Here is a 23,096-nt window from a genome sequence, read left to right as displayed (position 1 = left end):
AGATTACAAAGGACCGTCAAACACGCAATCCCGTGTAGTAAAGAATACCAATTTAGCTGAATAGGGCTTTTGCCTTTGCAACCACGTTGTCAACGGTATAGCCAAATTTCTCCAGGCAAACATTGCCAGGAGCGGACGCGCCAAAGCGATCGATGCTGATGGAATCGCCTTCTGTACCGATGTACTTGCACCAGCCAAAGGAGGTGCCTGCTTCCACGGCAAGTCGCTTAGTGACCGCTTTGGGGAGAACGGATTCCTTATAGGCGGCATCCTGGGCTTCAAACAGATCCCAGGCAGGCATGGAAACCACCCGTACTTTCTTGCCTTCGCTGGTGAGCTTTTCCGCTGCCTGAACGCACAAACCGACCTCAGAGCCAGTACCAATCAGAATCAAATCGGGGGTGCCTTCGCAATCCACGACGGCGTAAGCCCCCTTTGCTACCCCTTCAATGGAACTGCCTGCCAGGTTGGGCAGGTTTTGGCGGGAAAGTGCCAGCAGGGTAGGACGGTGGCGGTTAGCATTTTCGATCGCCACCTTGTAAGCGCCTGAAGTCTCCGTACCATCCGCCGGACGCAGAACCGTCAACTGGGGAATTGCCCGCAGGGAAGCAATGGTTTCAACCGGCTGGTGGGTGGGACCGTCTTCACCCAAGGCGACGGAATCGTGGGTCATGACCCAGATCACCCCGCAATGGGACAGGGCAGACAAACGAATCGCTGCCCGCATGTAATCGGTAAAGACAAGGAAGGTTGCCCCGTAGGGAATTAAGCCAGAACCGTGGAGGGAAATCCCGTTACAGATGGCTCCCATCCCATGTTCTCGCACTCCAAAGCGGAGGTTGCGATTCTGGTACTGCCCTTTCTGGAAGTCGCCATAGCCTTTCAGCTCGGTCAAGTTGGAGTGGGTCAGGTCAGCCGAGCCGCCAAACAGTTCAGGCAGAACGGGGGCGAGGGCATTCAAACAAATTTCCGAGTGCTTCCGGGATGCCACGGCTTTGTCTTCTGGCTTGTAGGTGGGCAGTGCCTTCTCCCAACCTTCGGGCAGTTTACCGCTCAACAAACGCTCAAACTCTGCGGCTTCCTGGGCGTACTTGGTTTTGTACTGTGCCCAGGTCTTATTCCAATCGGCTTCCAGGTTGGCACCGCGATCGACCGCCTTCCGCATATGTGCCAGGGCATCCTCAGGCACTTCAAAGGGTCCATAGCTCCAGCCCAGGTTTTCACGGGTCAAGTTTATCTCATCCGCACCCAGGGCAGCACCGTGGACACCAGCAGTGTTGGCTTTGTTGGGAGAACCGTAACCAATCGTGGTCGTAACTTTAATCAGAGAAGGCTTGTCAGTCACCGCTTTGGCTGCCTCGATCGCCTTGGCAATGCCTTCCAGATCCGTGTTACCGTCCTCGACGTGCTGGACGTGCCAGCCGTAAGCTTCAAACCGTTTGGCAACGTCTTCTGTAAAAGAGATGTTGGTGGAACCATCAATCGAGATATGGTTATCGTCATAGAGGGCAATCAGCTTACCAAGCCCCAGGTGCCCTGCCAGAGAGCAGGCTTCACCGGAAATCCCTTCCATGTTGCAGCCGTCACCCACAATGACATAGGTGTAGTGGTCAACCAGGGTAGCGTCCGGCTTGTTGAACTTACCTGCCAGGTGTGCTTCGGCGATCGCCAACCCCACCCCATTCGCAATCCCCTGTCCGAGAGGACCCGTGGTGACTTCAATGCCAAAGGTTTCAAAGTTTTCTGGGTGACCGGGTGTATGAGAACCCCACTGGCGGAAGTTTTTAATTTCATCCAGGGTAACGCTGTCATAGCCTGCCAGGTACATCAAGGCGTATTGCAGCATACAACCATGACCCGCAGACAGCACAAAGCGATCGCGGTTAAACCACTTGGGATTTTTAGGGTTGACCCGCATAAATTTGTCCCACAGGACAAATGACATGGGAGCCGCCCCCATTGGCAGCCCAGGGTGCCCAGACTTGGCTTTCTCAACAGCGTCGATCGCCAGAAAGCGGATGGAATTAATACAAAGTTCTTCTAACGATTGGGTGGTTGCAACAGCCATGACTTCCTCTACTCAAAAACGGATCGCTTGGATGGACAGGGATGGGAACAGGAGCGCAAGCGCTGATTTATCAAAACGGTCAACAGGTTGGACCAGGGGATTTAAGCCCCTTGCTAGTCATCAGTCAGGGGAGTGTCCTAATCTGAATGGCGATCGCTATATCCAATTTGTTGTAAATGGCTTACGCCAAAAAGTAGGCAAGTATACCTACTGCCTACCTTTATAGTCTATCGTCTAAGTTGGCAATGATCTATCTCGACAGGTAAAAACTCCTATTAAACTCCCAGAGCATCCCATCCTGTGGGATAACTTCATCAGTTCTGATCGTACTTGATTGTGTTTCCCAGTTAAATAGGGATGCAATGTCTAAGAAGCCAAGATCCCTGGGGTTTCCTTTAGTTTGATCAAATTGGCTGAGTAATCCTACCAGACACCGGGGATCTGGGGCGTTGCTGACTTTGGGTATGAATTGAGAGTTGGATGAATTGAAACTTCGTTCCAATTCATACTGCTATTCAGCACCACCGGGATCTGGAGATTGTCCCCATCGAGTTAGGGGGCTTAAAGGATCGTTGCGATTTCTTTCAGGTAAACCCGGCTGAATGGTTCACTGCTTCCCAGATCGTACTGTTCAATCAAACCCTTACGCTGAATGGAAACGGAGTCTTCTTTCTTGACCACCACCGTTGAGTGGTCAAATACATCACGGGTGAGCATCATCTCGGTCTCCGTCGGATTCTCTAAAATCACGATATCATTGCCATAGTAGAACATCCCCTGCGGGTCAAGCACTGCCTCCGGGTATTCCACAATCAGCAGATCCAACCTGGGATTTCGCAGCAAATTCTGAACGTTAGTGTTGTAATCCGAGTGCAGGTGTTTCTGGGAGCGGTTGATAAAGGTGCCACCACGACAAACGGCACCCACCGTCCAGTCTGGGTGGTGCAGCAGAATATGGTCGATGATTTCTTGCAGTTCTTCCAGGGAAACTCGATTAAAACTGAGTGTGGGAATGCGGGCATCATCACCGGACTCAAAAAACGTTTTAAGGATGTGATTGGGAACATCCACACTGCCCCCGATCGCTGGTTTGAGGTGCATGTAAATTCCGGGTGCCGCATTAATTTCAATAATGCTAAAATCACCCTTTTTCCAGGACTTTGTCAGGTCGCGGGCAACCACATCAATCCCCAGGCAGGTCAGACGGAAGTACTGAGCCACGTCCTGAGCCAGAATAATGTTGTCTCGATGAATCAAATGGGTGGCATTGACGCTTAAACCACCTGCGGAGAGGTTGGCAACTTTGCGTAAAAAGATGGTCTGGTCCAGGTCCAACACGCTCTCAAGCGATAAACCCTGTTCTTCCAGATACCGCTCCATCGCTTGATCAGTTTGAATTTTACCGAGGGGTGACGTGGGGGTATCAATCCTGGCGGGGGTACGGTTTTCGCGATCGATAAGTGTTTGAATGGTCGAATATCCATCTCCCGTTACCGATGCTGGACGACGCTCTGTAGCGGCGACAAATCTGCCGTTGACACAGAGTAAGCGATAATCCTGCCCGGTAATACTTTGCTCCACAATGACACGGATAAACTGTTCCGGTGGAATGGATTGCACCGCGCGATCGTATGCCTGCTCCAGTTCATCCATATCCTGCACAGCGGCTGTTACCCCATTGCCTTTGTGCCCTGATACGGGTTTAACTGCCACTGGAAAACCAATGCGATCGCCCGCATCCAGTGCTTCTTTCAGGCTATAAACCACTTCTCCCTGGGGGACGGGAAACCCTAAGGTGTCCAGGAAGGCTTTGCAATCGTCTTTACGAGTTGTGAAGTCTGAGTCCAGGTGGCTATCGGTGTTAAAGGTTGTGGCAACTCCCCGTACTTGTTTTCTGCCATAACCATACTGCATCAGTCCTTCATCCCAAAGATAGAAGGCAGGAATTTTCTGCTCACAGGCAGTTTTAAGCAACGCATAGACAGTGGGTCCGCCGAAGATCGAATTTCGGAACACCCCTTGTAGCACTTCAATCTGATCCTCGATCCAGAATTTCCAATTGTGGGTGATTGCCTCAAACCAGTCCCACACGGCATAAACAACAGACCGACTGGTACGGGCATGAAGGGATTCGACCGCAATTCTCATACACTTTCGATGCGGTTTCAAGCTCCAGTGAGCGAAATGCAAGTCCATATCCAGTTTGCTCACTTCCAAGACGGTGCGGGCAAACAAGTGAGCGTGGGAAAGGTAAGTTTCTTCCCGTAGATGAGGGTAGCGATCGCCAATAATTGCTAAGTATTCTTCAATTTCCAGGGGCGGATTGCTCTCAACCAGTGCAAAATCAAAAACGGTTGCCGCTGTTTCCAAGTAAGGATTGGGACCGACATAATATTTGAAATTGAAAATGTCAAACGCATCGGTTGGCTTGGCATTAACGCGGGCAGTATCGACACTCTGATCCAAAACCATCACAATTCACCATTTTTGTTTCTACAAAGCTTTCAAATCGTTAAAATCGAATCGTTGAAATCGAACTCCTGAGAGGATGTTTTAAAAGCCTATGCCCCCTACCGCCTTGGCGACTATCCGCGAAGCGTGCCGCAGGGTAGGCGCGGCTATACAGTCAAAACCTGCCAATGCAAATTACGGAAATCCCTCATTTGCCTGAGTCAGTGCAGGCGGACTTTGTTCGCGTAGTCGCGGATTTAACCACCGCACCCTCTTCCAACTTTGAATCCTCTTTCACAACCTTGAGATTTCAACAATTTCAACAACGTTTTCTCAGAACCAGAAAAATGATTCCTCAAAACAATTTCGACCTTAATGCTTTTTCGATCAACTTCGCCTCTACCGCAGGTTATTTTATTTGCCCACTGCCCATCATTTTTTACTAACTCCCGCTGTACAACTTAAGATGGGTGCAATTTATTCTCATCTTTGTTACAAAGGGGGTACGTGGATTACAGGAGACAGCCCTGATGAAAACGATTGATAAATCTACTGCTGTTCTCAGAGACGAAATTCATAGACTTGCTGAGAATGCTTTTCACCATCATTTGATCTCTGGTTATGGTGACAGCGAATATACTGACAAATACCAAATTGTTGTTCAAGGAAAACCCAGACATTTAAACCTTGAAGATGCCCGCTCCTATTTGATTCGTTTGCTGGAATGTTCCTGATTGGTAGTGAAAGTTGAGGCTTAGGGTTTGAGGTAGGCTCTGGTTACTCCTTGCCCTAAGCCTTTTTTATGCGGGTGTCAGGTGGTAGGGAGTCGGGTGCAAGATGGCTTCTACCTTTTGCTTCTGCCTCTACCTTTTGAACCGCCCTCTCAATTCTGTATAATAATCTACCAAATGGTCGTTATACCTGTCTTGATGCCCGTGCTTAAGTGGTAGAACACATGCATGACAGGGAGTCTAAATTATGTTAGCGAAGGATGCTGACCAGGCGCAGGTGGAATCTCCCCAACCGGAAGCACAGGAAAGTGTAGCCTTGCCTGAAACCCATGGGCAATTGGTAATTATTGGTGGGGCAGAGGACAAAGAGGGTGAATGCAAAATTCTACGGGAGTTTGTTCGGCGGGCGGGCGGGCTGCAAGCTCGAATTGCGGTGATGACCGTTGCAACTGGGTTACCCGGAGAAGTTGGGGCAACCTACATTAGTGTGTTTGAACGGCTAGGGGTTGAGTCAGTTAAGGTGGTTGATACCGACAAGCGGGAGGATGCCAGTAACCCGACAGCGATGGAACGGGTGCAGGAAGCAACGGGCATCTTTTTCACCGGGGGCAATCAGGCTCGGATTCTGGAACTGATTAAGGATACGGAACTGGATACGCTACTGCACAAGCGGTTTGCCGAAGGCGCGGTGATTGCAGGCACCAGCGCTGGTGCTGCCATGATGCCGGATATGATGATTCTGGAAGGTGAATCAGAAACCAATCCCCGCATGGAAGTGGTGAAGATGGATCGGGGTATGGGCTTTCTACCCAATGTGGTGATTGACCAGCATTTTGCTCAGCGGGGTCGATTGGGGCGGCTGCTTTCGGCACTAGCCCAGCGACCAGTTAATTTGGGCTTTGGGATTGATGAGAACACCGCGATCGCCATCAATGGCAAAGATTTAGACATTATTGGTGAAGGCGCTATCACCATTGTGGATGTGGGAAACATTACGCACAACAATGTGGATAAATTGCTAAAAGATGAACCTCTGGCGTTGTGCAACGCCACCCTTCACATTCTTCCCCACGGTTATAAATTTGACCTGGAAAAGCGCCAACCCGTGTTTTCTGAGTAATTCGGGTAGTAGTCTGCCAAGCAGATTTTGAAGGGTTGCAAGTAGACGTTTCGGGTTCCCCCTTGAGGCTGAGGATGGGATTTGGCAGCAAAACCAGAATAGAGGCATGAATTTGGCGGGGGCTGGTGCACAGGAGACGGTTGTTAGGGGGAAGAAATGCATTCCCCTTAGCGATCGCTAGTATCAGCTCTACTGCGGCTGAATTCTGGTGATTGTTTTAGCACTGGCTTTCTAGTGCAGGAGGAAAAGATTATGACTCTAAGCTTTAACAGACGTGCCGTTGGCACCTTTTCAAACTACAGAGATGCAGAAAACGCTTTGCGCGAGTTGCACAGCAGTGGATTTTCCATGGACCAAGTATCGATTGTCGGTCGCGATGTGGATCAGCATGGTGGGATGACCGGAACTTCTGGCGTAGGGTTTACTGAAGGTGCGAAGCAGACTGCGGCTGACACTCAGGTTGACGAAAGTGCTGGTCGTGGGGCTGCGGCTGGCGGTGTGCTGGGCGGCTTAACTGGATTACTGATCGGGCTGGGCGCGCTGGCAATTCCCGGCATTGGTCCTGTGGTAGTGGGTGGTGCAGCGGCAACTGCCCTGGCAACGACGTTAACTGGCGGCGCGATTGGTGCGGCGGCTGGTGGCTTAGTCGGCGGTCTGGTTGGTCTGGGGATTCCAGAGGATCGTGCCCGTGTCTATAGCGATCGCGTCTCCAGGGGCGAGTACCTGGTGATGGTGGAAGGTTCAGAGGCGGATATCCGTCAGGCTGAATCCATTCTCAACCGGCGAGGCATCCAGGACTGGGGTATTTTTGACACCTCCGCCACAGGGGCTACCGGAGCCGCTTACTCCACAGGCGAACGGGGCACCAACTTACGCGACCCATTGATGTAATGTAGTCGTCGTCTATGGGAGTGCGGGATGCTGAGCGCTGAGGCGCTTTCTAGCAAACACATCCACTCTCTATGCCCTGTGGGCACTACGCCAACGGCTTCGCTCAGGAGGCAAGTTCGCTGAGCGAAGTCGCGGGGTAAGATCTTTTTAATAAATCTCCTGAGTGCTGAATGCTGAGGCTATGGAAGCATTGCATACTTTACACTGCATCAGTGCTGATTGGTTAGGCAGACCCTCCACCCAAGTTGCTCCTGACCTTATAGGATGCGTCTTAGTCAGACATTTACCTGATGGTGAGGTTTTGCGTGGATTGATTGTAGAGACAGAAGCCTATGCGCCCGATGACCCAGCATGTCACGCTTATCGCCGTCGGACTCTCCGTAATTCAGTGATGTTCGGTCCGGCAGGGTCTGCTTATGTGTACTTAATCTATGGAATTTATCATTGCTTGAACATCGTGACAGACTTGGATGGGATTCCGGGTGCTGTTCTAATTCGTGCTCTTCAGTTAGAAGCTTTGCCTCCCTGGATAAGCCCCCAGCCAACTCTGAAGCTGCACAAGTTAGCTGCCGGTCCCGGTAAACTATGTCTTAGTTTGAGAATTGATCTGTCTCTTAATGGAACGCGGCTGCAACCTGGACACCCCCTATGGCTTGAGCATCGTAGTGAGCAGTTTCAGCAACGCCTGGATGAAAGGACTTTAAGGCTAACCCAAACTACTCGAATCGGGCTGACGCAGGGAATGGATTTGCCCTGGCGGTGGTACTTAACAGATTGCCCAGCCGTATCGAAGCGAGGGTAGGACATGCTGGGTCAGGTGGTCAATGATCAAGTTGATAAATTCAATCTGGTCGGCTGCTGCGGTTGAGCCAGACAGGAATCCACTCTCCCCAGGCACAAGGGAGCTAGAATTCTTGTTCCCTCACCCGTTGGGAAAATTACAGGGTGAGGGTAAATTTGGCTTTCATAACCTACATTTAGCAACGCCCTAAATCTCGTAGCCAAATAGATTGGGATTGACTTCATCTAGTTGCAGGTCGGCTAATCCGTATTCTGCCCAACGCCGATCGACCATGGCAGCGGTATCCGGGTCAGATTTCAGGGGTTCACTCCAGGTGCGATCGCTTTCCGGGTAAATCTTTGTGGTGGCATCAATACCCATACGGCTGCCCAAACCAGGTTTTTCGGTGGCAAAGTCGAGGGAATCGAAGGGATTGTTGGGCAGAATGAATACATCTCTTGCCGGATCAACTTTGGAAGTGATTGCCCAGACCACCTGGCGAGGATTGCGAATGTTGATGTCCTTGTCTACCACGACGACAATCTTGGTGTAGTTGAACTGGGGTAAGGCGCTCCAAAATGCTAAGGCGGCACGGCGGGCATGTCCAGGATATACTTTGTCAATTGCCAGCACCGCCACTTTATAGGAAAGCCCTTCCATGGGCAAAAAGAAATCGACAATTTCTGGAACTTGCTGCCGCAGAATCGGGGTGTAGATCCGGTTGAGTGCCAGCGCCATCATGGCATCTTCCTTGGGAGGGCGACCACTAAACGTAGTGAGATAAATGGGGTCTTTGCGGTGGGTCATGCCGTGGAACCTAATCAACGGAGCGGCTTCATTCACTCCTCCGTAAAAACCCATGTGATCTCCTGCTGGACCATCTACGGCAACCTCGCCGGGTGTAATCGTTCCCTCCAAGACCATCTCTGAGTCGGCAGGCACCTCCAGATCCACTGTTTTACACTTGGCAAGATGAAGCCCTGAGCCACCATACAGTCCGGCAAACATCCACTCAGACAAATCCACTGGTAAAGGAGTCGCCGCCGCCATAATGACCAGAGGATCGACCCCAAGGGCGATCGCCACTTCCAGCTTCTGCCCCCGTTCCGCTGCTTTCCTCAAATGACGGGTTGCTCCCCGCACCGAAAGCCACTGAACCGTCATGGAGTTTTTTGACTGCAACTGTAGGCGATAAACGCCGACATTAGGAATTTTGGTTTCTGGATCCTTTGTAATCATCAAACCCAGGGTGACGACTTTATTTGCATCTCCCGGATAGACCCGCAACAGGGGTAGCTGATTCAGGTCAATCTCCTCTCCCCTGAGTACAACCTGCTGACAGGCAGGCAGCAAATCGCGAACAGGCTTTGCCTTCAGCACATCAAACAACGCCTGTCCCAACTCCATTGCTTGAGAGAAGGTTTTGGGTGGTCGGGGCTGGTATAACAATGCCAGTTTTTTTCCCAACGCCTCCAGTTCTTCGGGCTGTTCCAAATTCATTGCCCAACAGATGCGCTCAACCGTCCCCATTAAATTAATTGCAACCGGATAGGGAGAACCTTTCACGTTTTCAAACAGCAACCCAGGACCGCCACACTGCAACATCCGGTTTGCAATCTCGGCAATTTCCAGGTTGGTATCAACCGGAGCATTGATCCGCCGCAGTTGCCCCCGTTGTTCCAGCAGTTTGATAAAGCCGCGCAGGTCTCTCGCCATAGTAAAGGAATGTAAAGCATCTGTCTCCATTATGGAGCGAGATGGCGAACTTCTACGGTTTGCCCTGGGCTAATAGCCCCTCGCATAAATCCATCCACGATTTCTGAATATCCGGCACTTGGTACCTAGGGATGTGCCCCAAAATAAAGTACCCGCTAGACAAGCTGCTCCACGATGGATTCCCGCCTGCGCGGGAATGACATTGGGACTTTATTAATTTGCGAGTCCCCTAGTGGTTCACCCAAGGAACTTTGCCTGGTAATCTTCACCCAGAAAAACCAATCTGCGGGGGGTTGAAGGGTTTGCGCTCCTTCAAAATCTGTTTGCCCCTCACCAACTTAGAAACCCATCGTTTTTCCTGGAAAAAATCCCCAATTCTCAACCTGGATCAGGTTTAGTCGCGGTTTTAACCGTCGGCGACCTTTCAACCATCCTCTAAATTTCAAAACTTTAACTTTCAATTCTTAAATCTCAACTCTACTCCCCTTCCTCTATAGCGGCTTCCGGCTGAATGACGTGTGGAAGTTTGAGGTACGGTGAGGACGCTTCGTGTTCCACCGTACCTCAAACCCTTGAAAAGGGCTATACACCTACACTGGTAGTGCCGTATCCACTTGAGTAGACGGTGCGGCAATCCCTGAGTAAACGACTCCCCGCTGCACATCCAGAGTAATGATTTCCCCATCCCGAATCAGCGATGTGGCGTTTTTAACCCCAATAATGGCGGGAACTCGTAACTGCTGGCTAATGACCGCTGAATGGCTTTTGAGGCTGGTGTCTTCCGTAATGATGCCAGCGGCTTTTTTGATTGCATCCACAAATTCGGCTTTGGTGTCGTGTACGACCAGGATTTCACCAGGATTGAAGTGGCTGGTCTCAACCGTACTGCGAATCACTCTGGCACGACCACTCACTGACCCTTGACCAATGCCAACCCCTTTACCGCGCACAGCCGTAACCACTTCAACTTTTACTAGGTCGGTTGAACCAGAAATCCCTTGCAGCGTCCCTGCGGTCAGCACGACCAGATCGCCTTCCTTAAGCAACTGTTTCTCCTGTGCCACATTCAGGGCTGCCTGAAAGGTTTGTCCTGTGGAGGGTAGATCCAGTACCAGCAGAGGTTTTACCCCCCAAACAAGCTGAAGCTGCCGTGCCACATCTACATGGGGAGTGACAGCAAGAATTGGTTTCTTAGGACGAAACTTGGAGACATTACGGGCAGTTGCGCCGGTCTTGGTTAAGGTCATAATAGCGGCGGCATCTAGCTGCTCTGCAATTTGCCGCACGGCACAACTGATGGCGTTGGGAATGGACCGTCCACTGTCGTCGATCGCCCGGTTTGCTTTCTCTTTCTCAATTCGGATGGCGATGGTTGCCATTGTGGCGACCGCTTCCACTGGATATTTGCCCACGGCGGTTTCATTGGAGAGCATGACCGCATCGGTGCCATCCAGAATGGCATTGGCAACGTCAGAAATTTCGGCACGGGTAGGGCGAGGGCTGTGGACCATACTATCCAGCATTTGGGTGGCGGTAATCACCGGGATGCCCATCCGGTTCGCCGTTGCAATCAGCCGCTTCTGTAAAATGGGCACATCCTCAGCCGGAAGCTCTACTCCCAGATCACCCCGCGCCACCATGACCCCATCGCTGATCGAAAGAATGGATTCCATTTCTTCGATCGCCTCGTGCTTCTCAATTTTGACAATCACTGGCACATTCTTACCGGCACTGGAAATTAACTCCTTAATCTCCAACACATCCTGGGGATTGCGGACAAAGCTGAGGGCAACCCAGTCTACTCCCTGATCCAGCCCAAACATCAAGTCTTTCTTGTCTTTATCAGTCAGGGCTTTGACAGACAGGTAAACCCCCGGAAAATTGACCCCTTTATTGTTGGAAAGGGTCCCCCCCACGACTGTGCGGCAGTGTAGCTCCCCCTCTTCCCGATCTACCTTTTCCACCAGCATTTCGACCTTGCCATCATCCAGCATAATGACAGCACCTTCAGGAACTTCGTCTGCCAGGTAGGCATAGGTAATGGAACTGATTTCCTGTGTACCCGTGACCAGCTTACTAGTCAGAATGAATCGATCGCCCTTGTTCAAAATAATCGAACCACTCTCAAACCGTCCCAGGCGAATTTTGGGTCCTTGAAGGTCCTGTAAGATACCGACAGGTTGGTTCAGTTCAAACGAGGTCTGTCGGATCAGGCGAATGCTGCGCTGATGGTCTTCGTGGGTTCCGTGGGAAAAGTTAAGGCGAAAGGTGGTTGCCCCCGCCTCAATCAACGCCCGTAACACCTCTGGGCTGCTCGTCGCGGGACCAACCGTAGCCACAATCTTCGTTCGACGTTGAGAATTCTGTAACAACATGAATGGCAAGACCAGGAGAGAAGGACGGCAGAGGAATAGCAGGTGATAGCGTCCGGGGGACAGAGTACAGGATTCGGAGGACAGGGAGAATCCTTCGGTGTGCCTGGGTCGTGCCTCTGTGGTTTGCCCGCAACCTTACAATTCCTGCTATAAGCTGTATTAGCGTCAGTTTCCCGCATTCAGAGGGAGTGGTGCAAGTCCCTCAGCCGCAGGATTCAATCTTCCACCAAAAAAAGTGGGCTTGAAGACGCGATCGCACAACGGATAGTATCACGTTTGACAGGAATGAAAGAATAGGGATTAAGGAGGCAGAGGGGCAGGGGAGAGGGGAGTTGTTGGCTATTGGTTGTTAGTTGTTAGAGAGGACAGAGGAGTGAGGGGCACGAGCAGGCTTAGACCTCCGAGGTTTTGCAAAACCTCGGAGGTCTGGATGTATTTTTTACCTGACAAACCTGCCGAATCTTTCACCGTTCAAAATTGCTTTACCCTTCACCCATTCCCCATTCCAATAACCTCATCCTTCATCCTTCCCGTTTCCCCCTTCATCCTCCATCAAAATGAATAGGTCGTTCTCATCACACCAATCACGACATCATCGTTTGCACTGTTTTGGTTCAGGGCAGGTAACCAGATGATAGCGGGTGTAATGGAGAAGTTGGACAATATGGGAAACTTATACATGGCTTCGATGTGGAGGGCATCGTTGCGATCGCTGACCGATCGCTGACTGCCTCCAGAACGAACCCCCTTCAGAGTTGGTTCTACTCCTACGATAATCGCACCCAGACTGCCCCGCTTCACCAGATCAGGGAATGCCAGGATCCCGGCATAGTTCCAGATGTCGGCATCACCAAACCCAATCAGGCGGGCTTTGGTCAAGCCTGCCCAACCCCCAATCACAAAGCCAGGGCTGATGGCAAAAGAAGCTTCAACCCCATAGGAATTACTGGCGATCGGGGTACTGGGTGGAAATAGGGGAACAAACCCCTGAGATCCGGGCAGTAAATTACCGAGGAAGGTACCCGTCGCAGTACCAGCCCCCCCATAGCGAAACTCACCCGCATCATCGTAGGCATGAACATAGGTTAGCCCCAGTTTGAACCGTTCAAAGGGTTTGACTACAAGCTGTGCCAGGGCAGAATAGTTTCCGTTGAATAGCCCGGAGTCAATTCCAGGCAAGCTGGCGGTATTGGATAGGTAGCCCAGGTCAATTCTGAAGGCATCGCTGAGTCTGAGGTTAATTCCAACGCCTGCCGCATTGCCGCCAATTCGGTAAATCGGGTTGTGCTGACCAAAGCGGGAAACCGCTCCGCTGCCACCATCCTGGTCATCCAGGTAGGGGTTGACGGTATCGGCATAGTTGAAGTGGCTGCCGCCTGCCCCAAAGACCGTAACGGCTGCCCAATCGCAAAGTCCAAAGCTATAGCTGAGTAAACTGACACGGACTGAATTGTTGGATTCGGCGACATTGGAATTGTCGTAGGCTAACCGCCCTTCATTCGAGAACAGCAGGTAAGCCGGGTTGGCTCCTCCTGTCGTCCCCCCCGATGCCAGTTGAGGAATAGCATTTCCGGCTTCCAGACGGGTCAGCAACAGGTCTTTGCCTGTAAAGCTGGTCTGGAAGTTGAGCCGGACTCGATTTTGAAAGATTGCCTGCCCAGCATCGTCTACGCTGGCTGGAATACGCCCAAATCCTAAAATGTCTGCACCACCAAGCACATCGCCTCTAGCGAGAATCACTTCTCCGGCAAGCTTAGTCGTGACTGAGAATTGCTGTGCTTCCAGAGTGGCTGTGCGCACTTCGAGGGTATCGATCCGCCCCCGCAGGACTGCCAGTTCTGCGGCAAACTCTTCTTGCAACCGCTGGATCTGTAGCAGATCTTCTTTCCTGACCAGATCGGCAGTGGCAGCCGTCAGCAATTCGCTGACCCGATCCAGACAGGCATTTACCCCAGCAGCGAACTCATAGCGAGAAAGGGCACGGTTGCCGCGAAAGGTGCGATCTGGGTAGCCAACGATGCAGCCATAACGTTCAACCAGGGATTGTAAAGCCTGAAAAGCCCAATCATTAGGTCTGACATCCGTTAGTTGAGAAACCGAAGTCACCTGATCCATGCCCAGGATTTCACCTTCCACTTCAGCGGGTTCTGCTGCGATCGCGCCTTGAGTTGTCAACCCACTGGCGATCGGTGCTGCCAGTAGTGCAAGTCCCAAAGCGGAAAAGTAGCTCAACCAACGATGTTGCAAAGACACTCTGGACATTCCTTTCTCCCCCCAACAAGACAACCTTGCAAAAGACTTCTACCACGAAAAATGCAGGTTGAGACAGGAAAAATTCGCCAGTTAGAAGAGTGGCACAGGGTGAGGAGGGAGAAGTGAGGGGTGAGAAGTAAGGAGTAAGTTTGAAATTGCGGAACCGTCCTCTGTACCCGGTCTTCTATACCCGTTCCTGACACCCAATACCTAACCCCTTTTCCCCCGCTCCCACTCCTCTAATGCGATCGCCACTCCTCGTTTCATCGCTTCAGATAAATCATCCTGTTGAGATAGGGTTTCTAAATGGTGTAGAGATGCTTGCAGGTCAAGGGTTTTGAGGGCGGCGATCGCGTGTAGCTGCACGCCAATTTCTGGGTCTGCCAGAAGTTGGGTAAGCGGTGCAATGGACTGAATTTGCCCCAGATGACCAAGACTGAGGGCGATCGCTTGCCGGAGGGTGGCATCGGGGATCGCGGGATGGGCTGAGTCAAGTAGTTCAATCAGAATTTGGCTGGCGCGGGGTTTGAGTTGGGGGGCTGCCCACTGTCCTAAAATCGTGATGATTTCCTGGTAGACAATCGGGGATGTTTCTGTTTGACCCAGGATGGAAAGGGATTGCTGAAGGCAGTCCAGGGCAAATTCTGTTTCAGCCCAACCGAGGGCGCGGATGGTTTCTAGCCGCAAAGGGTCAGGGGTATGGGGAGACTTCAAGACACGGAATAATGCCTCAACAGCGGCATCCGTCCCAATTCTGCCGAGGGCGATCGCGGCTTGCTGGCAAACGTCCAGGTTTAAGTCCCACAGGCGGTCAGCAAGCTGGTTGACCAGATCGGGATTCACTGTCGAGTCAGGTTGGACTCCTAAATTTGCAACGGCAGCACGTCTGACCACTGCGGCGGGATCGGTCAGTGCCTCAACCAAAACAGGCAGAATTTGGGAATCGTGGAAGCTACCTAATGTCTCAATTGCCGTTGCTCGAATCGCAGGTTGGGGATCGTTGATCACTGTTAATAGGGGTGCGATGGTTGCGGGATGGCGAATTCTTGCCATCGCCTGTACTGCAAATAAACGAGAGCTTGGGTCTTCCAGGAGATCGGTGAGGGGAGCGATCGCCGCAGATCCTAAATTTGCCAGTGCTTCTGCTGCCATCATGCTCAGTTCTTCATCCGCAGCCGTTTGCAGAATGGTAATCAATGTTGGGATGGCATCCGCATGGTCAAACTGCCCCAAAATGCGGGCAGCGAACCAGCGACTTTCCAGATCGACATCTTCATCCTGCAACAGGTCAGTTAAGGGAGCGATCGCCGCTTTACCAAATCCTGGAAAAACTTTTGCGATATCCCACCGCGCTTGAAAGTCTCCCATTTCCAAAACCGTAAGCGCCAGCAGCAACCCCTGCCCCAAATCCTCCTCTGACAGGGGAGCCACCGCTTCTGCCACCAACCACTGCTGTAAGCACTGGCTAAGTTGCGACCAGTCGCCTTGTTGCCTCGCTTTCTGAGCCTGTTCCAAGTAATTTGCCATTGTGAATACAGACTCAATGGTTTAACTTGCTTACCTTAACAAGAAATAGTTTCTCTGATTCTTCGCTTTACTCGTTCAGCCTGCCTTACTTGTTCAATCTTTAAGAACTGTTTGTGAACCAACTCTAGACATCAATCTGGATCAAAAATCTAGATAACCAGCAGAGAAAGTAAATTCAGAACGAACCTTTTTGATTCGGCTGGACTCTGATTTCCCCACTGGGTTACAAACAGTTTTTAAGGAGTCTTCTCCAATGTCTCTGAATCCTGAACTTTTAGAACAGAGTTTCGAGCAAATTAAACCCTGTGCCAGCGAATTTGCCTCTAGTTTCTACACTACCCTGTTTGCGGACTATCCTGCTGCCAAACCATTATTTGCCAATACAGATATGGCAACGCAAGAAAGAAAACTGCTCAATGCCCTGGTCCTGGTGATTCAAAACCTGCGCCATCCCGATGTGTTGACTTCCGCTTTAAAGGGATTAGGCGCAAAGCATGTTGAATATGGAGCTTTACCAGAACATTACCCTCTGGTGGGGATGGCTTTGCTAAAGACGTTTGAATCCTACCTGGGAAAAGACTGGACACCCGATGTCAAGCAGGCTTGGGTGGATGCCTATGGTGCCATTACAACCCTAATGCTGGAAGGAGCCAGCTACTCAACAGAAACGACTCAGTTGAATTTGTAGCGAGGGTCGATGGGCGATCGCCCCCATCCGATTACCTTTGGGCTTACGCAGGTAAAGGTAATCGGATCAACCCATTACCGATGACCAAACTCAAATGCAAACCTTTTGGCAAATGATGCGTAAGCCTTAAACCTTCCTGCAAGTGATCAAGACGACGCTACCACCAGCCAATCCCATGCTTGATCCGCATCTGAAGAATGCAAAAAGTTCATATTTTGCAATACTTTGTAACGACAGATACGAATTCAACCCTTCTATCCGCATAACTTAACTGCATTGAGGTACTTAACGAGCAATTGCAGCCGGAATCGAAATAATTCTTAACTGGCTCTGAGAAGTACGCAGACTGGATTACTGCCCACGCTTTAGGAAAAAAGGGAAATTATGACCAGTACAGTCCCAGCGGCAGCAAGTCAGAACAAGTTTGAGAAATTTAAGGCAGAGAAAGACGGTCTGGCGGTTAAGACAGAACTGGAGTACTTTGCCCAAATTGGTTGGGAAGCGATGGATGAAACCGATCGCGACCACCGGCTCAAATGGATGGGGCTTTTCTTCCGCCAGATCACTCCCGGCAAGTTCATGCTCCGGATGCGGATTCCCAATGGGGTTCTCACCAGTGGGCAAATGCGGGTTCTGGCAGAGGTGGTGCAACGATGCGGCGAGGACGGTGTTGCAGACATTACGACCCGCCAAAACATTCAGTTACGGGGGGTGCGGATTGAGGATGTACCCGATATTTTCAATAAGTTTGAGCAGTCAGGCTTAACCAGTATTCAGTCCGGGATGGACAATGTCCGCAACATCACGGGGTCTCCGGTCGCAGGGATTGATGCGGATGAGTTGATTGACACCCGTGGCTTGTGCCGCAAGGTGCAGGATATGCTCACCAACAATGGCGAAGGCAATCCTTCCTTTACCAACCTGCCGCGCAAGTTCAATATTGCGATCGCGGGTTGCCGGGACAACTCTGTCCACGCCGAAATCAATGACATCGCCTTTGTTCCTGCCTACAAAAACGACAGTTTAGGATTCAACGTCTTGGTCGGTGGGTTCTTCTCTGCCAAACGCTGTGAGGCGGCAGTTCCCCTGGATGCCTGGGTGGATCCACGGGATGTGGTCGCCCTCTGTGAAGCAATTTTGATTGTCTATCGCAACCACGGCTTACGGGCAAATCGTCAGAAAGCCCGCCTCATGTGGTTGATTGATGAGTGGGGCATGGAAAAGTTTCGCTCCGAGGTAGAAAAGCAACTGGGGTTTCCCTTACAAACAGCCGCCGCTAAGGACGAAATTTTGTGGAATAAGCGCGACCACATTGGGGTTCATGCCCAGAAGCAGCCCAGCCTTAACTATGTCGGTTTGCACGTTCCCGTTGGTCGGCTTTACGCAGCGGATATGTTTGACCTGGCAAGACTGGCGGAGGTTTACGGTAGCGGCGAATTGCGGCTGACGGTTGAGCAAAACGTGATTATTACCGATGTCCCCGACTCACGCATTGCGCCGCTGCTCAAGGAGCCGTTGTTAGAAAGGTTTTCTGTCAGTCCTGGCACCTTGGATCGGGCGTTGGTTTCCTGCACGGGCAACCAGTTCTGCAACTTTGCCCTGATTGAAACGAAGAACCGCGCCCTCGATCTGATTCGGGAACTGGATACTGAGCTTTACTGCCCTAACCCAGTGCGGATTCACTGGACGGGTTGCCCCAACTCCTGTGGTCAACCCCAGGTGGCAGACATTGGCTTGATGGGCACTAAAGTTCGCAAAGATGGGAAAACCGTAGAAGGGGTGGACATTTATACCGGCGGCAAGGTGGGTAAACACGCCGAGCTGGGCACCTGCACCCGGAAAGGAATTCCCTGTGAAGACCTCAAGCCCATCCTGCGCCAGATGTTAATTCAGGACTTTGGAGCCAAGGAGCGGGCAGAGATGCCGCCAGAAACGGCTTCTCAGCGATCGTCCCTGGTGATTGAAACCACTGACTGAATTTCAATCATGGGTTGATTGGGCAATCTGGCTGTCGTCGTAGCTGGTCTTGCCGAACACACACTATTTTTTTCACTCGAACTGGAAGAAGACTATGACTAACTTTTCAAGACGGAAGTTCATGATTACGGCAGGGGTCACGGCTGCCGGTACATTGTTTGCCCACGGTTGTAGTTCCTCAAATACAGCGTCTAATGGTACAAGTTCTCCTACCACAGCACCAGCGGTTAATGTTAGCTCGGCAGATGCGCCAGAAGTCACGACTGCCAAGCTAGGCTTTATTGCTCTAACCGATGCCGCTCCCCTGATCATTGCCAAGGAGAAGGGCTTTTTTGAAAAGTATGGCATGAAGGATGTCGAGGTGCTGAAGCAGGCATCCTGGGGAGCCACTCGCGACAACCTGGTGTTAGGTTCTGGAGGGGGCGGAATCGATGGTGCCCATATTTTGACTCCCATGCCTTACTTGATTTCCACTGGAAAGGTAACGGATGGCAGAGAAATTCCCATGTACATCCTGGCAAGGCTGAATCTGAATGGTCAGGGTATTCAACTTTCCAATGCTTATGAAGAATTAAAGGTCGGTACCGATAGTTCTCCGTTAAAGGATGCGTTTAACAAAACCAAGGCAAATAAAGATGCCAAGGTAGCGATGACTTTTCCTGGTGGCACCCATGACCTCTGGATTCGTTACTGGTTAGCGGCAGGTGGAATTGACCCAGATAAAGATATTTCAACGATTGTGGTTCCACCACCCCAAATGGTTGCCAATGTGAAAACTGGGACAATGGAAGCTTTCTGTGTTGGTGAACCCTGGCCCCTCCAGACTGTGAATCAGAAAGTTGGCTACAACGCACTGACTACAGGTGAACTTTGGAAGGATCACCCTGAAAAAGCGTTTGCTATGCGGGCAGACTGGGTGGATAAGAATCCCAAAGCAGCAAAAGCTATGTTGATGGCAGTTCAGGAAGCCCAGATCTGGTGTGACAACGACGAGAACAAAGAGGAGATGTGCAAGATAGTCGCTAAACGGGAGTGGTTTAAGGTTCCCTATGAGGATATCATCGATCGCTCGTTAGGTAAGTTCGACATGGGCGTGCGCCAGATGGAAAGCAAAGACCTGATGCAGAAATACTGGCGCGATAATGCTTCCTATCCTTACAAGAGTCATGATTTGTGGTTCCTGACAGAAGACATTCGCTGGGGCTACTTTGCACCTGACACAAACACCCAAAAGCTGGTTGATCAGGTGAACCGCGAAGACCTTTGGAAGGAAGCAGCAAAGGCGATTGGTCAGGAAGCCATGATTCCGGCAAGTTCTTCTCGTGGTGTAGAAACCTTTTTTGATGGGGTCAAATTTGATCCTGAAAATCCTCAAGAATACCTGAAGACGCTCAAAATTAAGCGCGTCTAACAACAGCGAAACAACCTGGGATTAGGAGTACGTCTCAGACTTCTCATCCCTCGTTTAACCCTTTGCATCGGTCCATCTAACTCACCCTAAAGGTTCCTATGGCTGTCAGTTCCTCCAAACTTCCAAGAGTATCCTTTTCAAACCTGATGCCAGGTTTGAAAAAGAGCCTCAGAAAAGTTAGTGTTTCGGCAATTGCGATTCTGGTCTTGTTAGGAATCTGGCAAATTTTGTGTTCCGGTCCTAATCCTCCAATCCCTGCTCCAATCACTGTTCTTAGAGACACCTGGGAACTAATTATTGACCCCTTTTTTGACAATGGCGGTACTGACAAGGGTCTGTTCTGGCATCTGGTAGCAAGTTTGCAACGGGTAGCGATTGGCTTCACCTTGGCAGCCATCTTTGGTGTTTTATTAGGCATTTTGATAGGCACCAATCGACTGGTGTATGACGCTCTTGATTTTGTTTTTCAAGTCTTGCGGACGGTTCCTCCTCTGGCCTGGTTACCGCTTTCTCTGGCATTGTTCCGCGATAACCAACCGTCTGCAATTTTCGTCATTTTCATCACGGCGATTTGGCCCGTCATTATCAATACAGCGGTAGGGGTACAGCAGGTGCCTCAAGATTATCGCAACGTTGCCAAAGTATTACGGCTTTCGCGAATTGAATATTTTTTCAATATCTTGTTGCCTGCTACGGTTCCCTATGTGTTTACCGGCTTACGAATTGGGATTGGCTTGTCCTGGCTGGCAATTGTAGCCGCAGAAATGTTGATTGGTGGTGTCGGAATTGGATTCTTTATCTGGGATGCGTGGAATAGTTCATTGATTAGCGAGATTATTCTGGCACTGATTTATGTGGGTATTGTTGGCTTCATCCTCGATAAGATAATCGAGGCGATCGCCCGGTTTGTAGTGCCCGAAGAAAGTAGGTAGAGGCTTCTAAATCCAGGGTCAGTCTGCAACTTTTGATTCAGTTTCTTAGCCTTTGTCTTTTCGCTTAAACCTTCCAGTTCCTCATCTATTTCAGAACTATGTCAGTCTTTTCAGCCTTTGTCGATATTGACCACGTTGATAAAGTATTTCCCCTCCCTGGAGGGCAACGGTATGTTGCCCTTAAAGGCATTAATCTGACAATTCATGAAGGAGAGTTTGTTAGCCTGATTGGTCACTCCGGTTGCGGAAAGTCAACCCTGCTCAATATGATTGCTGGGCTTGATCGCCCCAGCCAGGGTGGCGTTGTGCTGGAAGGGCGAGAAGTGACTCGTCCTGGTCCTGATCGCATGGTGGTGTTTCAAAACTACTCACTGCTGCCCTGGCTGACCGTATACCAAAACATTGCGCTGGCGGTAAATCGTGTTTTTAAGCGGTTACCAAAGGGGGAGCGGCGTGGGATTGTCGAGCATCATATCGATCTGGTGGGACTGCGCCATGCGGCTCATAAGAAGCCCGCAGAGTTGTCCGGTGGGATGAAACAGCGAGTGGCGATCGCCCGCGCCCTGGCAATCCGTCCGAAGGTGTTGCTGCTAGATGAGCCGTTTGGAGCGTTGGATGCCCTGACCCGTGGCAACCTGCAAGAGCAACTGATGAGAATCTGCGAAGAGAGCCAGATGACCTGCGTCATGGTGACTCACGACGTAGACGAAGCCCTCTTACTGTCTGACCGGATTGTGATGCTGACCAGCGGTCCTGAAGCCCATATTGGACAGATTTTAGAAGTACCGATTCCCCGTCCCCGACGGCGGATGGAAGTGGTCAACCACCCCAGCTACTATGCCCTCCGGAGTGAGATGATTTACTTCCTGAACCAGCAAAAGCGGGAGAAAAAGCGCAAGAGCCAGCAAACGGTGGCGATCGCCCGTCATGGCTTGGAGAAGATCAACCTGGATATTGGCTTTGTGCCGCTGACTGACTGCGCCCCCCTGGTGGTTGCCAAAGAAAAAGGCTTCTTTGCCAAGCACGGATTAGAAGAAGTCACCCTTTCCCGGGAACCGGGTTGGAAAGCAGTGCTGGAAGGCGTTGCCACCAAGCGGTTAGATGCTGCCCAGATGGTTGCTGGTATGCCCCTGGCAATGACCCTCGGCTTTGGCGGCAATGTTCCCCTGCCTATGACTACCGCCCTGGTGATGAGCCGCAACGGGAATGCCATTACGTTAGATGACCGGCTATATGAAGAAGGTGTTCGCACCCTGGATAACTTGAAGGAAGCGATTGATCGCACGCCCGATAAAGTTCATACCCTCGGCATTGTTCATCCCACTTCAATGCACAACCTGATGCTGCGCTATTGGTTGGCAACCAGTGGCATCGACCCTGACCAGGATGTGAGTTTAGCCGTGATTCCTCCAGCTCAAATGCTGTCTAACCTGATTGCCGACAACATCGACGGCTACTGTGCTGGAGACCCCTGGAACTCTCGTGCTGTCCACGAAAAGCAAGGTTTTGTGATTGCCACCGACCTGGATATCTGGGCGGGGCATCCAGAGAAGGTTCTGGGTGTGCGAGAAGAGTGGGCAAACGAACATCCTCAGACCCACCTTGCCCTGGTCAAAGCGCTAATGGAAGCCTGCGACTACTGCGACGATCGCCGTAATCGTGAAGAAATCCTGGAACTCCTCTGCCAACCCCAATACGTGGGTTCTGCACCGGAATATACCCGTCCCGGTTTTATCGATCCCTACACCTTCATCAACGGGGAAGAACCCCAGATGTTGCTACGGTTTAACCAGTTTTACGTCGATCAAACCAACTGCCCCCGTCCAGCAGAAAGCCTGTGGATTCTCACCCAACTGGCACGCTGGGGCATCACCCCTTTCCCCAGAAACTGGGTCGAAGTGATCGAAAGAACCCACCGTCTCGATGTTTACCGGGAAGCCGCCCACCAACTGGGCTATCCCGCTAACGAACCCAACCGGACTCCCTTCCACCTATTCGACGGTAAAATTTTCAACCCCGACGACCCCATCAGCTACTTGAACAGCTTTGAAGTTCACCGTCCCATCAAAATCGAAGAAATCATCCTCGACAATCTTGAGACGGATAAAAGTCGCAAGGTGGGAGTTGGGTAGTCATTGGTCATTAGTCATTAGTTATTTTCACCTCACACCTATC

15 protein-coding genes are annotated in these 23,096 nt (G+C 51.1%); 9 read left to right on the top strand and 6 right to left on the bottom strand.

Annotation, left to right across the window (positions count from 1 at the left end):
- Positions 1-52 precede the first annotated feature (52 nt).
- Together tkt and AC1S52_RS23520 are read right to left on the bottom strand one after the other, a co-directional pair.
- Entirely contained in the window at positions 53-2,068 is a 2,016-nt protein-coding gene (gene tkt / locus AC1S52_RS23525; RefSeq protein WP_482031473.1) for a transketolase, read from the bottom strand.
- Between the two features lie 561 nt (positions 2,069-2,629).
- Positions 2,630-4,540: an ATP-binding protein gene (locus AC1S52_RS23520; protein WP_482031472.1), complete on the bottom strand. Its 1,911-nt coding sequence runs from the start codon at positions 4,538-4,540 to the stop codon at positions 2,630-2,632.
- Positions 4,541-5,049: 509 nt separating this feature from the next.
- Between AC1S52_RS23520 and AC1S52_RS23515 the strand changes: the two genes are divergently transcribed.
- The 4 genes from AC1S52_RS23515 (at position 5,050) to AC1S52_RS23500 (ending at position 8,063) form a co-directional block, all read left to right on the top strand.
- The gene (locus tag AC1S52_RS23515) at positions 5,050-5,253 is read left to right on the top strand and encodes a hypothetical protein (protein WP_482031471.1); all 204 of its coding nucleotides are present in this window, start codon (positions 5,050-5,052) and stop codon (positions 5,251-5,253) included.
- A 244-nt stretch (positions 5,254-5,497) separates the two neighbouring features.
- Positions 5,498-6,370, top strand: a complete 873-nt coding sequence (locus AC1S52_RS23510) for a cyanophycinase (RefSeq protein WP_482031470.1) — start codon at positions 5,498-5,500, stop codon at positions 6,368-6,370.
- Positions 6,371-6,622: 252 nt separating this feature from the next.
- Entirely contained in the window at positions 6,623-7,261 is a 639-nt protein-coding gene (locus tag AC1S52_RS23505) for a general stress protein (RefSeq protein ID WP_482031469.1), read from the top strand.
- Positions 7,262-7,442: 181 nt separating this feature from the next.
- A complete protein-coding gene (locus AC1S52_RS23500) occupies positions 7,443-8,063 on the top strand; it encodes a DNA-3-methyladenine glycosylase (RefSeq protein WP_482031468.1) in 621 nt (206 codons plus the stop codon).
- A 186-nt stretch (positions 8,064-8,249) separates the two neighbouring features.
- On the opposite strand, the gene AC1S52_RS23495 is transcribed toward AC1S52_RS23500, so the two are convergent.
- The 4 genes from AC1S52_RS23495 to AC1S52_RS23480 all read right to left on the bottom strand — a co-directional run bounded on the left by AC1S52_RS23495 (position 8,250) and on the right by AC1S52_RS23480 (position 15,913).
- A complete protein-coding gene (locus tag AC1S52_RS23495; RefSeq protein WP_482031467.1) occupies positions 8,250-9,758 on the bottom strand; it encodes a UbiD family decarboxylase in 1,509 nt (502 codons plus the stop codon).
- Between the two features lie 590 nt (positions 9,759-10,348).
- Positions 10,349-12,133: a pyruvate kinase gene (gene pyk, locus AC1S52_RS23490; protein WP_482031466.1), complete on the bottom strand. Its 1,785-nt coding sequence runs from the start codon at positions 12,131-12,133 to the stop codon at positions 10,349-10,351.
- 552 nt (positions 12,134-12,685) lie between these two features.
- A complete protein-coding gene (locus AC1S52_RS23485; protein WP_482031465.1) occupies positions 12,686-14,395 on the bottom strand; it encodes an iron uptake porin in 1,710 nt (569 codons plus the stop codon).
- 201 nt (positions 14,396-14,596) lie between these two features.
- On the bottom strand, positions 14,597-15,913 hold the full coding sequence (locus tag AC1S52_RS23480; RefSeq protein WP_482031464.1) for a HEAT repeat domain-containing protein: 1,317 nt from the start codon (positions 15,911-15,913) through the stop codon (positions 14,597-14,599).
- 253 nt (positions 15,914-16,166) lie between these two features.
- Between AC1S52_RS23480 and AC1S52_RS23475 the strand changes: the two genes are divergently transcribed.
- The 5 genes from AC1S52_RS23475 to AC1S52_RS23455 all read left to right on the top strand — a co-directional run bounded on the left by AC1S52_RS23475 (position 16,167) and on the right by AC1S52_RS23455 (position 23,053).
- Positions 16,167-16,601 carry a globin family protein gene (locus tag AC1S52_RS23475; protein WP_482031463.1) on the top strand — a complete coding sequence of 145 codons (435 nt, stop codon included), beginning with the start codon at positions 16,167-16,169 and terminating at the stop codon, positions 16,599-16,601.
- 384 nt (positions 16,602-16,985) lie between these two features.
- A complete protein-coding gene (locus AC1S52_RS23470; protein ID WP_482031462.1) occupies positions 16,986-18,578 on the top strand; it encodes a ferredoxin--nitrite reductase in 1,593 nt (530 codons plus the stop codon).
- Positions 18,579-18,672: 94 nt separating this feature from the next.
- Positions 18,673-19,989 (top strand): CmpA/NrtA family ABC transporter substrate-binding protein, encoded by a 1,317-nt coding sequence (locus AC1S52_RS23465; protein ID WP_482031461.1) that lies wholly within the window; start codon positions 18,673-18,675, stop codon positions 19,987-19,989.
- 146 nt (positions 19,990-20,135) lie between these two features.
- Positions 20,136-20,921 carry a nitrate ABC transporter permease gene (gene ntrB / locus AC1S52_RS23460; RefSeq protein WP_482031460.1) on the top strand — a complete coding sequence of 262 codons (786 nt, stop codon included), beginning with the start codon at positions 20,136-20,138 and terminating at the stop codon, positions 20,919-20,921.
- 98 nt (positions 20,922-21,019) lie between these two features.
- The gene (locus tag AC1S52_RS23455; RefSeq protein WP_482031459.1) at positions 21,020-23,053 is read left to right on the top strand and encodes a nitrate ABC transporter ATP-binding protein; all 2,034 of its coding nucleotides are present in this window, start codon (positions 21,020-21,022) and stop codon (positions 23,051-23,053) included.
- Positions 23,054-23,096 lie beyond the last annotated feature (43 nt).

It is taken from the genome of Kovacikia sp. CALU 1929 (genome assembly GCF_056784235.1).
This window is presented reverse-complemented; position numbering and strand designations above follow the sequence as displayed.

What these genes read in the sequence shown, in the direction of transcription:
- tkt (WP_482031473.1), bottom strand. Translation starts at nt 2,068, where the DNA reads ATGGCTGTTGCAACCACCCAATCGTTAGAAGAACTTTGTATTAATTCC.
- AC1S52_RS23520 (WP_482031472.1), bottom strand. Translation starts at nt 4,540, where the DNA reads ATGGTTTTGGATCAGAGTGTCGATACTGCCCGCGTTAATGCCAAGCCA.
- AC1S52_RS23515 (WP_482031471.1), top strand. Translation starts at nt 5,050, where the DNA reads ATGAAAACGATTGATAAATCTACTGCTGTTCTCAGAGACGAAATTCAT.
- AC1S52_RS23510 (WP_482031470.1), top strand. Translation starts at nt 5,498, where the DNA reads ATGTTAGCGAAGGATGCTGACCAGGCGCAGGTGGAATCTCCCCAACCG.
- AC1S52_RS23505 (WP_482031469.1), top strand. Translation starts at nt 6,623, where the DNA reads ATGACTCTAAGCTTTAACAGACGTGCCGTTGGCACCTTTTCAAACTAC.
- AC1S52_RS23500 (WP_482031468.1), top strand. Translation starts at nt 7,443, where the DNA reads ATGGAAGCATTGCATACTTTACACTGCATCAGTGCTGATTGGTTAGGC.
- AC1S52_RS23495 (WP_482031467.1), bottom strand. Translation starts at nt 9,758, where the DNA reads ATGGCGAGAGACCTGCGCGGCTTTATCAAACTGCTGGAACAACGGGGG.
- pyk (WP_482031466.1), bottom strand. Translation starts at nt 12,133, where the DNA reads ATGTTGTTACAGAATTCTCAACGTCGAACGAAGATTGTGGCTACGGTT.
- AC1S52_RS23485 (WP_482031465.1), bottom strand. Translation starts at nt 14,395, where the DNA reads ATGTCCAGAGTGTCTTTGCAACATCGTTGGTTGAGCTACTTTTCCGCT.
- AC1S52_RS23480 (WP_482031464.1), bottom strand. Translation starts at nt 15,913, where the DNA reads ATGGCAAATTACTTGGAACAGGCTCAGAAAGCGAGGCAACAAGGCGAC.
- AC1S52_RS23475 (WP_482031463.1), top strand. Translation starts at nt 16,167, where the DNA reads ATGTCTCTGAATCCTGAACTTTTAGAACAGAGTTTCGAGCAAATTAAA.
- AC1S52_RS23470 (WP_482031462.1), top strand. Translation starts at nt 16,986, where the DNA reads ATGACCAGTACAGTCCCAGCGGCAGCAAGTCAGAACAAGTTTGAGAAA.
- AC1S52_RS23465 (WP_482031461.1), top strand. Translation starts at nt 18,673, where the DNA reads ATGACTAACTTTTCAAGACGGAAGTTCATGATTACGGCAGGGGTCACG.
- ntrB (WP_482031460.1), top strand. Translation starts at nt 20,136, where the DNA reads ATGCCAGGTTTGAAAAAGAGCCTCAGAAAAGTTAGTGTTTCGGCAATT.
- AC1S52_RS23455 (WP_482031459.1), top strand. Translation starts at nt 21,020, where the DNA reads ATGTCAGTCTTTTCAGCCTTTGTCGATATTGACCACGTTGATAAAGTA.